Raw genomic sequence first — 13,424 nt, 5'->3', positions numbered from 1 at the left:
CATGGATGCAATTACGATTGAAAACCTCGACGTTGTGTTTGGTCAGCAGCACGAGCAAGCATTGGCGCTATTAGACCAAGGTAAGTCTCGCCAAGAGATCATTGATGAGACCGGACAAGTGGTTGGTGTTGATAAGGTCTCAATGAGCGTCAAACAAGGTGAGATCTGTGTATTGATGGGGCTTTCCGGCTCGGGTAAATCAAGTTTGCTTCGTGCCGTTAATGGTTTGAATGAGATCTCTCGTGGCTCACTCAAAATCAAAGATGGTGAAGACATGGTAGAGCTTGCCAATTGTGACGAGCAGACTCTACGTAACTTGCGTACTCACCGCGTATCAATGGTGTTCCAAAAGTTTGCGCTGATGCCGTGGTTAACGGTATTGGATAACGTGGCGTTTGGTCTTGAGATGCAGGGTATTGGCAAAGCGGAACGTCGTAAAAAAGCACGCGAGCAACTAGAAATGGTTGGGCTAAGCGAGTGGGAGAGTAAGTTCCCACATGAGCTTTCTGGCGGTATGCAGCAGCGTGTTGGCTTGGCTCGCGCCTTTGCTATGGATACTGACATCTTGCTAATGGATGAACCGTTTTCTGCGCTCGACCCACTGATTCGCGCTCAGCTTCAAGATGAATTGATTCAACTGCAAGAGAAGCTAAACAAGACGATTTTGTTTGTGAGCCATGATTTAGATGAAGCGCTGAAAATTGGTAACAACATCGCCATTATGGAATCGGGCAAACTGATTCAACACGGCAAGCCTGAACAAATCATCCTTGCTCCAGAAAACGACTATGTGGCGGACTTTGTGGCTCACACGAATCCGCTCAATGTTTTGAAAGGTCGTTCACTGATGCAGGCCAGCACCGAGCTTAAGCAGCAGAATGACCGCGTATTGGTGTGTGCAGATAAGCAGATTTGGGTCGAGCAAGAGCCGAAAGGTGTCACGCTGGTGGATTCCGATAAGTCATTGGTGAATTGGGAAAGCGATTCAACCACACTCGACGACATCGGCGAAAGCACGGTCGTTCAAGCTAACCCAGACATCAGCATGCGTGAAGCGATTGAACTGAAGCAACGCAGCAATCAACCTATCTTGTTAGTAGAAGAGAACAAGTTAGTGGGTGTACTGAGTGATAACGAGTTGTACGATGCGCTGCTTGGCAACTTTAAGTCCAAGCAAGTGGCGTAGCTATCTCTTATCTCAAAACGTTTGCTGTTTAACGTTTGTTGAGTCCCCCTCAGCAAAACAAAAAAGAGCCGTACTCTTAGACTAAGACACTAAGAAGTACGGCTCTTTCAATTTGAACAATGATTTAGATAGCTAAGCTCTAGGCTAGAAACCATGAAGCTACGAGACGATACTCATTAAAGAGTAGTAATTACGTCATCCATGTTTAGACGTGCTTTTGGTAAACCGTGGTTGTAGTCTTCGCCGTCTTTGTGGTAGCCGATTGCTAGTGCAACTTCACATACGTGACCGTCTAGTTCTGCTTTGAACTCTTCGCCGATCAGTGTTGGGTCAACACCTTCCATTGGAGTAGAGTCGATACCTAGACGCGCTAGTGTGTGCAGTAGGTTACCAAGCGCGATGTAAACTTGCGCTTTCGTCCAACCGCCGTTGTAGCCGTTCTCATCTGTGTTTGCTTCAGCAAATGCGTAAGCACCCATGAACATGTCGTACATGTCTGCTGGTAGGTGGCCAGAAGTTACCTCAGCATCAACACGCTTCGCAAATTTCTCTTTTGTGAATTTTGGATCGTACGCTAGCAGAATAGTGTGAGACGCAGCTTTAGCGTGCGGTTGGTTAAACTGGTGCATGTTTGCAAACGTGTCGTGGAAACGTTGTTTCGCTTCGTCACTCTCAATTACGATGAATTTCCAAGGCTGAGAGTTGATAGAAGACGCAGATAGGCGGATTGCTTCTTTGATGATTGCCATGTCTTCTTGAGAGATACGTTTCTCTTCGTCGTATTTTTTAGCTGTGTAACGGTTGTTTAGGTCTGTAATGATTTGATGAGACACGTTCATATCCTCTTAATATTATTAGACAAATGAGGATGCGCTTAGCATCGGCAACCATGCGTACCTCGAAAGTGAGTCCATAATATCGACTTTTATCGAGTTGATAATACGTGTTTCGTTTAAATCACTTTCAACTTTTTATTGAAAATACGTTGCTTCAGCAAAGTTGATCAGAATAGTTAAGAATGTTCACACAAGAAAATATAAACGGAGCAGCAATAAGCGGAGCTGTATTGAGAGGATTTTGGTCAACTGATGTGAGCGGAAGATGACCTCTAAGTAATCTCGAAATTAAAGTCGTTCGAAATTAAAGGATCTCGAGATTACTTAGGAGTATCTTCAGGTTTCTCTTTGACTGCTTTTGCAATGTCAGTGACTGCTTCGACCAGATTAATTGGTAAAGGAAACACGATCGTTGAGGTTTTGTCTGTGGTGATCTCCGTTAATGTTTGCATATAACGAAGTTGCAAGGCATTTGGTGCTTCATTAAGCATGTCTGCGGCTTCTTTTAATTTGCTAGATGCTTCGAGCTCACCAGTTGCATGGATAACTTTCGCTCGGCGATTTCGCTCTGCTTCCGCTTGGCGGGCAAGTGCACGGACCATACTGTCATTAAGGTCGACGTGTTTGACTTCAACGGTGGCAATTTTAATGCCCCAGTCATCGGTTTGTTGATCCAGTATGGCTTGTAGGTCTTTATTGAGGCGCTCACGCTCAGACAGAAGCTCATCAAGTTCGTGTTGACCCAATACGGAACGTAGGGTCGTTTGAGCTAATTGGCTGGTGGCGTCGCTATAGCTTTCGATGTTATTTATCGCCATTTCTGGATTGACCACTCTAAAATACACCACCGCGTTTACACGAACGGAGACGTTATCACGAGTAATCAAGTCCTGAGTTGGTACATCTAATACAATAGTACGTAAATCGACTCTCACCATTTGTTGAATAAATGGAATTAAGATGATCAAACCGGGCCCTTTGACTTCTTGAAACCGACCGAGAAAGAACACTACACCACGCTCATACTCACGCAGTACTTTGAACATTTGGGTTGCGAGTGCGAAGAGTAAAACCAGAACAACAGCAATCGTATAGAGCATCATATCCGCCTCCTATCCTTTAGGGCGATCATTTGGCTTCACCTTTAAAGTTAGGCCTTTTACGTTGAGAATGGTAACTTGGTCACCTTGTTTTAGGTGGGTGATTTCATCCGTTGTGGCATGCCATAACGCACCGTCTAATTGAACTCGTCCCGTTCCGTCTACAAAATCGTCACTTACAATAGCAAGGCGGCCAGGATAGGCCTCAATACCCGTCGTTGCTTTGCGTTTTCGGATGTGCACCAATAAGCCAACGGTGATGACGATAAGCGTGACTGAAAATAGAGCAATACCAACGATAAGCGGTATCGCGATTTGGAAACCCGGTAAATCACTATCCATAAGAAATACGGAGCCAAGTACAAATGCAACGACGCCTCCAAGCCCTAGTATGCCAAAACTTGGGTTGAATGCTTCCGCGATCATCAGCGCAATACCGAGCAATAAAAGCCCTAGGCCAACGTAGTTAACGGGCATCATCTGCAAGGCGTACATCGCTAACAGTAAACAGATCCCGCCTAGAACGCCTGGTAGGCCGACACCGGGGTTATAAAACTCAAGTAATAGTCCATAAATCCCGATAAGCATGAGAATGTAGGCGACATTAGGATTTGTGATAACTGCCAGTAACTCTGCGCGCCAATCCGGAGTACGCTCAACCCAAATTGGATTCTCGAGTGACAATGTCAGATCTTGATTGTTAACCTTAACGGTCTTGTTGTGTATGGTAGAGATAAGCTCTTCTGGTGAATTGACGATGTAATCAATGACATTCAGTTCGAGAGCTTCAGTAGCATCTAGACTCGCCGCTTCACTTACTGCTTTTTCTGCCCATTCTGCATTTCTGCCGTGAAGGCGAGCAAGCCCCTTGATGTAGGCTCTTGCGTCATTGATGACTTTTTTCTCCATTGCCGTTTTTGCGGGCACTTTGTCAGAGTAATTATTTTCTTCCTTGTCATCATTTGGTTTGGTTGGTTCTTCCCCGTCATCGCTTGACGGCGGAGAGGGCGTACCGCCAAGCGCTACAGGTGTCGCAGCTCCAAGGTTAGTGGCTTCGGCCATAGCTGCGATGTGACTCGCAAGCAAAATGTAGGTTCCGGCGCTTGCTGCTCTCGAGCCAGATGGACCAACCCAAGTGGCAATAGGAACGGAGGAGGTCGTGATTGAATGTATGATGTCACGCATCGCGCTGTCGAGGCCACCCGGTGTATCCATTTTTAAATGATCACACTGACGCCGTTGCGTTGTGCTTCCTCTATCTCACGAACTAAATAGTCGCTCGTTGCAGGGCCAATAGCTCCTTTAATTGGGACAATCCAGATACTGTTGGCGAAAGTTTGGCTCGCGAATAGGACAAGTGGTAGAAACCAAAACAGGGCGCGTTTCATTCCGTCCTCCTTGTGTGATCACCGGGACTCGTTGAACGGACTCTTAAAGTATATACCCAAGTAGCTTCAAGTTGCAGGATTGCAGCATTTACCTCTTTGACAAGGCCTATTGCTTCGAGGTTTATTGTTTGAGGCTTCGAATGTTTTGAGAGCAGATCTTAGAACGAGCAAGTATAGGTTTAATTGAGGTTCCTGATAAAAACAGTAAACTACGACAAATAACGTAATCAGGGGTGAAAGCCCTGTTAGAAATGAGAATGAGACAATGACATTAATTGCTATCAGATTGGTCAAACTGGCCATTATCAGTGCGGTGTTTTTTACTATTTATGATCTGATTGCTTTTGGAGAAGTGACTTGGATTCACCGCCTTTTCGGCTGATGCTCCGTATCTTCACTTAGATATTATTTACAAGCAATGCCACAAGTGGTTCGTTCTAGTGCGACTGGTGGTATTGCCTAAACGCAGAGTCAACGAGGCGGATAGTCCTTACTTTCTGTTTGAAGCGTTATGTTTGACCCTGCGTGTTAAGCTTTTTAAGAGCTCGTCTGCAATTCAGGCTCAGATGTGGCAGTATTAACATCAGCCGAGTTTACAATGGCCATTTGAGAACATCGGTCTTGCGCTCGAAATAGGAATTTATCGTAACCTGACTTTTTTAAGTCATCACTTGATACCAGCTGTCTGATGATGCTATCGCATTTTTTAATCAGGACTTCTACTTCAACTGCATTCATATTGCTTGGCCAAGCCCGTGTTAATACTTTAATGATATTAATACAAACCGTACGAAGTAGAGGACATCTTGAGCGAAGTTCGATCAGCGCATCAAGTAAGGATTGATAATCGTCCTCGCTGGCTCTAATTTTTTTGTATTGCTCTTCCATCCACTTCTGGCGTTCGGTATTTTCTTTTTCTAATGCTCGACCTAACGTTATTTTGCTCGATAAAATGATGTCACTTGAATCAGTTCCTAGCCCCTCGAAACACCATGTCACGGCTTGCGAAAACTCGGTTTCAAAATTCATTTCATGCAGTAGCCATGCAAGATGGAATTGCGCATAAAAGTGATTAAATGGTTTTCTTTTATACAAATCGCTCAATACTTTAAAAGCGGCAACGTATTGGTTTTCTTCAATCGCAATGTGTGCGGCAATGAGATCGAGTTCATCTTTAACTGAGTGATCAGTCGGGCCATTCAGTATCGCTTTATACAGGCTTTTTGCTTGGGCGAGTAGATCTTGTCTACCCTCTAACTTGCGGGTGCAGTACAACAGAATACGAATTAGATTCAGTTTTGCGTACATGTTGTTTCGATAAGTGTCCTTATTGATTTCCATGTAAGCGTGGTAGTGTTGTAATGCTGAAAAATAATCGTTTTCCGCTAAGCACAAGTTTACGATGACCAGCTCGCGTTCTGAGTTACCCTCAACCAACTTGTTTGCCAAAGCTAAGTGTTTAATGGCTCCCGGTATTTCGCGATTGAGCATGTTGACATTCGCTGCGCAATCACGAACTTCGACGTTATTCGGTGAATTTTCAAGTAATTCTCTAACCAGTTCATGCGCCTGTTCGGTGTCACCGAGTGAAACGAGAGTATTCGCAAGGCCGATTTTCGCCCAGTTCACTTCTTTGCGCTCCAGAATATTTTCGTAGACCAATTTTGCTTGTTTATGCAGTTGCAAACGAGTCAGAAAATCTGCGCGAAATTTTTCGATAATAAAGAAATATTCTGGATGGAATGGAGTGAGATCGTCACAAGCCATCAATCCCGCTTGCGAATCGTTTTGAAGTTCTGCTTCGTAGATCGCCAAAAGCGCGTTTTTACGACGAATGGCGGTCGAGATACGTTCTTTTAGTTTGATTGAGTTAAAAGGCTTGAGTAAATATTCATCAGGCTTTAGCTCTATAATTGCACGCACAATAGACGCAGAGCTTTCTCCCGTCACGAGGATAAAGATAGTATCGGGTCTGATGAGTTTTAAGTACTTTAGCTCTTCGAATAGCTGTTTACCATTCATCCCTCGACCAAAATTGTAGTCACAAATGATCAGGTCAATACGTTCATTGTGTGCGATTGGTATGGCTAACTTTGCTAGACGCGCTGTGTAAATGCGTTTGTCTGAAAAACCTAATTTAGTCAGCATGTTACGCAATGTTAGAACGACTATTGGAGCGTCATCAACAATCAAAACATTGTATTCAGATAATGATTTTGTGGTCATAATTTGCTGTAGTAAATTCCGTAATGTTTCGTCTAGGGATGAGCGAGCATTACTGTAGTAATGCTTTTAGTTCTTCGATTGGAACAGGTTTAGAAGCAACATAGCCTTGGTACAAATCAACGCCAATCTGACGTAAGTAGGCTAACGTATCTTCATCTTCCACACCCTCAGCCACAGAACGAAGACCGAGTGACTTGGCCAATTGTAAACTTGAAATGGTGAGTTGTTGGCTCTTGAAGTTTAACAAGGCGTTACCAATAAATTGCTGATCGATCTTTAGCTCTGTAAAAGGCAATACGGCAAGTTGACTCAAAGATGAATAACCAGTACCAAAATCATCGATCGCCAAACCAACGCCTTTTAAACGTAGATTTGCAAGGTTTGCTAACGAAGTGACGCCTGAGTCATAGACCTCGTCTTCAGTGAGCTCTAATGTAATATATTCTGGTGCTAATTGGTACGCCTGACACAGTTCGAAGAAGCGTTCGCTCATTGGCACTTTCAGTGATTTTTGATTCATATTAACTGAAAGCTGTAAACCCCCGTTCAGTGATGTCATATCTTTGAGTGCGTTTTCTAAAACAACCCAGAACAATCTATCCTGTTGATTTTCTTGGTTTAGTATGCTCAAGAATGATGCTGGGCTGAGTAAGCCTCTATCAGGGTGCTGACAGCGAACCAGAGCCTCAACGCCAATGAGTTCATTGGTACATACTTTGTATTGAGGTTGATAATGGTTAACGAACCACCCGTTAGTAAATGCGCGTTCTATATCGTCTGTACTTAACGGTTCAGTGATGTAGCTGGTTTTGGTTTGTTTCGTTTGTTTGTCAAAATCGGTCAAGACTTGCTGAAGTTGCTCACTAGAGATGGGTTTTGCTAACCCCCTAGCAAAATAGTAGCCCGCCGATAGACACATACTGTAAGTGATGTCGACAACATCTTGATTCATGGCGCTTAGAATAACCACTCCTTTAGGGCGGTTTGCTTCTGGCAGTGTCGAGAGTAAATCTACGCCATTGATTCCAGGTAGATTAATATCGCAAAACATGAGATCAATCTCATTCTCTTTGCATGCCTGTGCGACTTGTGAACCACTGTGTATAGTGGAAATCGTGCCTTTAATATGACGACTCAGTAAAATTTTTAGATTTGCGGCTTGTAAACGATCATCTTCAACAATCAGGATATTCATTTAACCGTTCTCACTCACTTGTAGCCATACAGATGTATTGGCGACGATTGTTCTTAATTCTATCAGTAGAGCATCTTTCGCTTGTTGCTCTTGCGGTGTGTCGAATAATTTTTCACATTGTAGTGCTTTCTTTTTTAATGACACTAAATTTAGTGCGGCAGCAGAGCCTTTGATTCGATGTGCTATTGATTTCAAGCTTTCTTCATTCGATTCGATCAACGCTATGTCTGCACTCAATGATTCACAAACGACGACAGCCATTTCTCGCTTTTCGTCATCGGTATATGTATTGAGCCAATCCTCATCGTTAACTGTCTGTAGTTCTACTGACAGGTACTGTTCACATAATTCTCGTAATCCTTCGAGTGTATAGGGTTTAAATAAAATTTGCGCCATGCCAGATGTCTTCGCTTTTTCGATGACGTTCTTGGAATTTTCGGCGGTGCAACCCACAATCGGAATTGTAGAGAAACGAGTATCTTTACTTAATTGTTGAGCAAATTGGTAACCACTCAGTTCAGGCATATGACAATCTGAAATGATAAGACTAACGGGTGGAACTTGATCACTTTTGTATGTTTGTTCTAGCCAGTTTATGGCTTGTTGAGCACTATTGAAAACAGTGCAACGCACGCCAATTTTTTCAAATTGTCTCATGAAGAGTAGGCGGTTAATTGCATCATCATCAACCACCACCACTAGACTGCTTTTGTTAAGCTCAATATTATCCTCGATCAAATCATGCATTGCAGCGTTCATTTCTAACTGCTGATAAATGTAATCTGGATACGTGTTCGAGTAATGGAGTTCTGAAGTAATGATATGATGTTTCAGTTCATATTCGTCAGCGGTCACTTGCCATGCATTTAACCAACGCTGTATCTGCTTGTCTTGTGTATAGATAGGCCCAAGCCCTGTTAGATCTAGTAACTGACTAACAAGAGGAATACGGACGCCAACAATTGATCCTTTTCCTAACTGACTTTGAACTTCGATCGTACCCGACATGATTTCTACCAGGCTTTTTACAATCGACATTCCTAACCCAGTGCCACCAAATCTGCGACTAACACTTTTGTCACCTTGTACAAAAGGTAAAAATAGGGATTTGAGCTGCTGTTCAGTCATACCGCAGCCGCTATCTGTGACCGCTAGCTGCAACTCATCTTGGCGAACGTGAATGTCGACAGTGATTTGGCCGTTTTCAGTAAACTTCACGGCATTACTGATTAAGTTGTTCATCACTTGGTTAATACGCAACCAATCTAATTCAACAAATGCATAAGGCGTGGGTTGCCAATTAGCGATAAACTGAAGCCCTCGTTGCTCAGCAATCTTCTCAAAACTGCGTAAAATAGGTGACAATTCTTGATATATGTTGCCTGATTGTATATCGAGTTGAATCTGGTTTGCTTCGATTTTAGAGAAATCGAGAATGTCGTTCACATGCAGTTTTAAGCGTTCAGCCGACAACATTGCGTTACGCAGTAACTCTCTGTTTTGATCTCTTTCAAGTTCAGGCTCCAGTAATTCCATTAACCCCAAAATCGCAGCAATTGGTGTTCTCAACTCATGACTGACCACCGCTAAGAAGTGATTTCGCGCTTCAATGGCTTGAATAGCTTTTTTATTTGACTCGTTTAATGCGAGTTGTTTGAGTTTTATTTCGGTAATATCGTCGAAAACCGTTAAATTATATTGCTCGCCCTCAATCGGATTGAGTAAGGTTTGTTTTCGAACTTGGAAATGTTGGTCGCCCAATTGGCAAACAGCCGATGTTTCCATCACATCACTGTGTTTGTCATTTCGAATCAAGCTTAGAATGTGAGCCCGCTCTGCTTCAGAGATGCTTGTATCTTTGTTACAGCGCGATAAAAGGTTGAGAAAAGGCTTGTTTGCAAGCACTTGTTTATTTTCAGCGTCAGAGATCAAGATCATGTTTGGAATTTGATCAAGCACTGAGTTTAACCAGCGGTTTTGTTGTTGGCGAAGTTGCGTTTCGTACTCTTTACGTTTAATCGTTCGCGTTAGATGGGATGTTCTCAAAATGTAGATGATAAATGCGACCAAAAGAATACACGTACCGACAAGTGCCCAGATGATCACTCTTCCTTTTTCGATCCCATAATTTACAGTAACTTTGTCATGTTTTGCTTTTAATTGCTCAAGTTCTGCCTCTGTAGTGATGCTGAGTACAGTGTTGATTAACTTAAGCAATAGATCGGAGTCTTTTCTAACTTCCATACCGAGAGGGATTCTCAAGTCGATATCTTGAGGAGCACTAGTTGGTTTAAATTCACTCCCTTGTCCTTGGTAAAATAAATTGTCGATCAAGGCTTCATTGACAAAGGCATGCGATATTTCACCGCGTTTAAATGCATCCATTAAAGCATCAAATTCACGGTAAACGGGTGCTGAGTTGTACTTTTCGTTCGCTAAAAAATGTCCGTAAAAGTTACCTGATCGATCCAGTATCGCAACACCGTTTTTAGCGTTATCGTTCAGTGATTCTATGTACCCAAATTTTAAATGGCTGAGAGGGAGGGAGACTCTGAAATGGCTATAGTCTGTTGCTGCAATATTTCTAGCAGGCAAGAGATCGACAAAGCCTTCTTTAAGCATTACGTCCACGTCTTTACCTTGCGCATCAATGTATTCAACGTAAGCATACTTTTTTGTTCAAGAAGCTTCATTAAATCATGCACATAGCCTTTTAGCTCTCCCGTTTGAGGGTCGAGGTAAGACATAGGATATGAATTGTCACTGATGGTGTAGCGAATGTTTTTTCGCCCACGATGCTCTTCAAGAATTTGTATCATCAATTCATTGTGTAGGATATTGATGTTAACTTCGATGTCTTCTCGGCTTCGTTTTGAGACTTTTGAATGTTCAATGTACTTATTGATGATTGTCATCAACTGTGGGGCTTGTTTAGGGGTGAAAATGGTGACTTCACCTGGCTGCAATCTTTTGTCGTACAGAACTTTTCCGATGAGTTCACCGTTCGCGGTTTTAAACCCATACGAGTTTAGAGATGAAAGGCCAACGATAGCCGCATCAGTTGCTCCGGATTTAAGCGAAGCAGTTAGCATAGGGGTGCTGTGGGCAGTATGGATGTGTTTAAATCCGAGAGACTTTATTTGATCGCAGGCACTAGAGTTTTTTACACATACCCATTTGAGGTCTTCCAAAGGTTTGGAAGCGAGTTCAGAGTCTCTTAGCCAGTAAAGGCGTAGCGTTTGAAAAATAGGTTTTGAATGTAGGAAACGTTGTGCCCGATTTTGGGTGACAACAAACCCTACCGATAGGTCGATTTCACCTATTTCTAATGCTGAAAATAGCGTATCGAGATCTTTAAAAGGAACGTATTCCGCTTCTACACCAAGCTCGTTGAGCATGGTTTCTGCGTATTCAATGTTGATGCCTTTTTTTGATTCAATATCCCCCCAATAAGGTAACCAGTTACCATCGAGCACCCCAACTTTTAATGTTCCATTTGTTTCTAGATACTGTTTTTCATGTTCAGTTAGGAATTCACTGCTCAATACATTGAAAGATAAGAAAAAAAGTAAAATAAATAGATGAGGAATGCGTAACACTTTTTCTTAAAGTCTCAGGGGCGAATGATTAAAAAAGGAGCGAAATAGTATAGTTTTTCATTAGGTTAGCCAATTGACTTTGTTTGTCCTTTCGACAAGTATTAGTGATGAATGACATTGCGTTTTATTCATCGCAACATGCTGATTTAACGTTCTTTTTGTCTGGCTTCTTGCATTACACAAAAAATGGATAGGATATGAGTAAACACACAGCGTCAATACGTTGGCAAAGAAAGGAATTCGAATTATTTACTGACAATCAATATAGCTGTGCACACACATGGGAGTTTGATGGCGGATTAATCATTCCAGCGTCACCGTCGCCTTCAGTTGTGCCGATTCCTCTTTCTGTATCGGAGAACGTTGACCCAGAGGAAGCCTACGTTGCTGCGTTATCTAGTTGTCATATGTTGACGTTTCTTTCTATTGCTGCCAAACAGCGTTTTGTCGTTGAGTCATACACAGATAGAGCGGAAGGATTGTTAAGTGAGAGGCAAGATAAGAAAAGTTGGATTTCTAAAGTTATTCTCCATCCAAAAGTACGTTTTTCTGACGACAAGCAGCCCAGTAAGAAACAGTTAGAGAAAATGCATCATCTCGCTCATGAACATTGTTTTATCGCAAATTCTGTTAAGACGGAAATCGAGACCAAAATTTTGATTGATTAACTTAGAACACGGTTTTCTAGCTCAAAGGATTTGAAACATCACTCTAAAGACTGTGAATTGATGAATGAATTTAACGATCTAGTTCACAAAACTCTTCTATGACTAATTCTATGAAGTGACTTGGTGTGCTTTAGCGCAAACTTATATTGTTAATGCAATGTTAAAATTAAAATGAGTTAGATTTGGTTAAAGAGCACTTTAACATGGAAGTAAAAAAATCAAATTGTATTTACACGTCATTTATTCAAGACGATGGCCTACCTGAGTTTGGGCATTTGAACGCGATCCCGAAAGGGCTTCAACTAGACGCATTTCATTACACTAATGAAATGGATAAGCCTGCTTCAAAATGGCGTAAACACTTCGCCTACAAGCAGTTCCAATTTGTTTCTGTTACTACGCCTGAATATGTCATTGGTGTTGCGATTGCTGACATTCGCTATCTGGCTTCTGGTTTTTGTTACGTATTTGATATTAAACGCAATGAGCTGATGCAGCAACAATGGTTGAGGCCGCTAAATATCGGGTACTCAACACAACCATCAAGTTGGTCAAGCTTGGCACAACTTGCCAATCATACTGTTCAGTTTTCAGTTCATGAAAGCCATTGGCGTATACAAGTTTCAACAGAATTACTTAAGGCCGACATTCAGTTAATGCCCTCTAAAAATAGTCTGCCTTTAATGTTGTGTACTCCGACTGGATATTCAGGATGGACATATACCCAAAAACACAATGCACTTGGGATAAAAGGGGAGTTGTTCGTTAATGGGGTTGCGCAAAACATCACTCTAGCGACTGGAGGATACGATTTTTCAGCCGGTTATATGAGGCGAGAAACAAGCTGGCGTTGGGCAAGTATCAATCATATAAGTAATGAACGAAAGATAGGCTTGAACCTTGCGGCAGGAGTCAACGAGACAGGGTTCTGTGAGAATGTATTTTGGGTGGATGGGGAAAGGCACTTATTACCCCCCGTCGCGTTTCAGTTTTCCCGGCAAGCCCCCAATGCTAGTTGGCAGATTAAATCTCAAGATCTACGAGTGAAGTTGACTTTCAGTCCTTTAAATCAGAGGTCGGAGAAAAAGAATCTATGGTTCTTAAAGAGCAACTTTAGACAATACATTGGTCACTTTTCTGGCTATATCATAGATGACCATGGCAAGAAACATCATTTGGATCGCGTGGTTGGTCTAACAGAAGATCACTATGCGAAATGGTAATTG

9 protein-coding genes and 1 pseudogene are annotated in these 13,424 nt (G+C 42.4%); 3 read left to right on the top strand and 7 right to left on the bottom strand.

Annotation, left to right across the window (positions count from 1 at the left end; genetic code table 11):
• The first annotated feature begins 1 nt into the window (after position 1).
• Entirely contained in the window at positions 2 to 1,186 is a 1,185-nt protein-coding gene (gene choV, locus KHN78_RS17345) for a choline ABC transporter ATP-binding protein (protein ID WP_211917590.1), read from the top strand.
• 176 nt (positions 1,187 to 1,362) lie between these two features.
• Here choV and KHN78_RS17340 read toward each other — a convergent pair whose 3' ends face one another.
• The 7 genes and pseudogenes from KHN78_RS17340 to KHN78_RS17310 form a co-directional block, all read right to left on the bottom strand.
• Positions 1,363 to 2,019 carry an NAD(P)H-dependent oxidoreductase gene (locus KHN78_RS17340; RefSeq protein ID WP_005435698.1) on the bottom strand — a complete coding sequence of 219 codons (657 nt, stop codon included), beginning with the start codon at positions 2,017 to 2,019 and terminating at the stop codon, positions 1,363 to 1,365.
• Positions 2,020 to 2,342: 323 nt separating this feature from the next.
• Complete coding sequence (locus KHN78_RS17335) at positions 2,343 to 3,125, bottom strand: slipin family protein (RefSeq protein ID WP_128812755.1); 783 nt, start codon at positions 3,123 to 3,125, stop codon at positions 2,343 to 2,345.
• A gap of 9 nt (positions 3,126 to 3,134) precedes the next feature.
• Positions 3,135 to 4,510: pseudogene (locus tag KHN78_RS17330) on the bottom strand (NfeD family protein).
• 537 nt (positions 4,511 to 5,047) lie between these two features.
• Positions 5,048 to 6,736, bottom strand: coding sequence for a response regulator (locus tag KHN78_RS17325; RefSeq protein ID WP_211917588.1), 1,689 nt, complete (start codon positions 6,734 to 6,736; stop codon positions 5,048 to 5,050).
• A 49-nt stretch (positions 6,737 to 6,785) separates the two neighbouring features.
• Positions 6,786 to 7,931 (bottom strand): EAL domain-containing protein, encoded by a 1,146-nt coding sequence (locus KHN78_RS17320; RefSeq protein WP_211917586.1) that lies wholly within the window; start codon positions 7,929 to 7,931, stop codon positions 6,786 to 6,788.
• A complete protein-coding gene (locus KHN78_RS17315; protein WP_223917825.1) occupies positions 7,932 to 10,553 on the bottom strand; it encodes an ATP-binding protein in 2,622 nt (873 codons plus the stop codon).
• On the bottom strand, positions 10,553 to 11,530 hold the full coding sequence (locus KHN78_RS17310) for a transporter substrate-binding domain-containing protein (RefSeq protein ID WP_223917821.1): 978 nt from the start codon (positions 11,528 to 11,530) through the stop codon (positions 10,553 to 10,555). The genes KHN78_RS17315 and KHN78_RS17310 overlap by 1 nt, the downstream gene beginning before the upstream one ends.
• A gap of 197 nt (positions 11,531 to 11,727) precedes the next feature.
• On the opposite strand from KHN78_RS17310, the gene KHN78_RS17305 reads away from it, so the two are divergent.
• Entirely contained in the window at positions 11,728 to 12,198 is a 471-nt protein-coding gene (locus tag KHN78_RS17305) for an OsmC family protein (RefSeq protein ID WP_211917584.1), read from the top strand.
• Positions 12,199 to 12,401: 203 nt separating this feature from the next.
• Positions 12,402 to 13,421 carry a DUF2804 domain-containing protein gene (locus KHN78_RS17300; protein ID WP_211917583.1) on the top strand — a complete coding sequence of 340 codons (1,020 nt, stop codon included), beginning with the start codon at positions 12,402 to 12,404 and terminating at the stop codon, positions 13,419 to 13,421.
• The last annotated feature ends 3 nt before the right edge of the window (positions 13,422 to 13,424 follow it).

Source organism: Vibrio sp. B1REV9, from assembly GCF_905175395.2.
Taxonomy (GTDB): Bacteria; Pseudomonadota; Gammaproteobacteria; order Enterobacterales; family Vibrionaceae; genus Vibrio; species Vibrio alfacsensis.
The sequence above is the reverse complement of the archived record's forward strand: the minus strand, read 5'-3'. Positions and strand labels throughout refer to the sequence as shown.

Bases quoted from the DNA above. Each gene is read 5' to 3' on its own strand.
- choV (WP_211917590.1), top strand. From the start codon at position 2: ATGGATGCAATTACGATTGAAAACCTCGACGTTGTGTTTGGTCAGCAG.
- KHN78_RS17320 (WP_211917586.1), bottom strand. From the start codon at position 7,931: ATGAATATCCTGATTGTTGAAGATGATCGTTTACAAGCCGCAAATCTA.
- KHN78_RS17305 (WP_211917584.1), top strand. From the start codon at position 11,728: ATGAGTAAACACACAGCGTCAATACGTTGGCAAAGAAAGGAATTCGAA.
- KHN78_RS17335 (WP_128812755.1), bottom strand. From the start codon at position 3,125: ATGATGCTCTATACGATTGCTGTTGTTCTGGTTTTACTCTTCGCACTC.
- KHN78_RS17300 (WP_211917583.1), top strand. From the start codon at position 12,402: ATGGAAGTAAAAAAATCAAATTGTATTTACACGTCATTTATTCAAGAC.
- KHN78_RS17325 (WP_211917588.1), bottom strand. From the start codon at position 6,736: ATGACCACAAAATCATTATCTGAATACAATGTTTTGATTGTTGATGAC.
- KHN78_RS17315 (WP_223917825.1), bottom strand. From the start codon at position 10,553: ATGCTTAAAGAAGGCTTTGTCGATCTCTTGCCTGCTAGAAATATTGCA.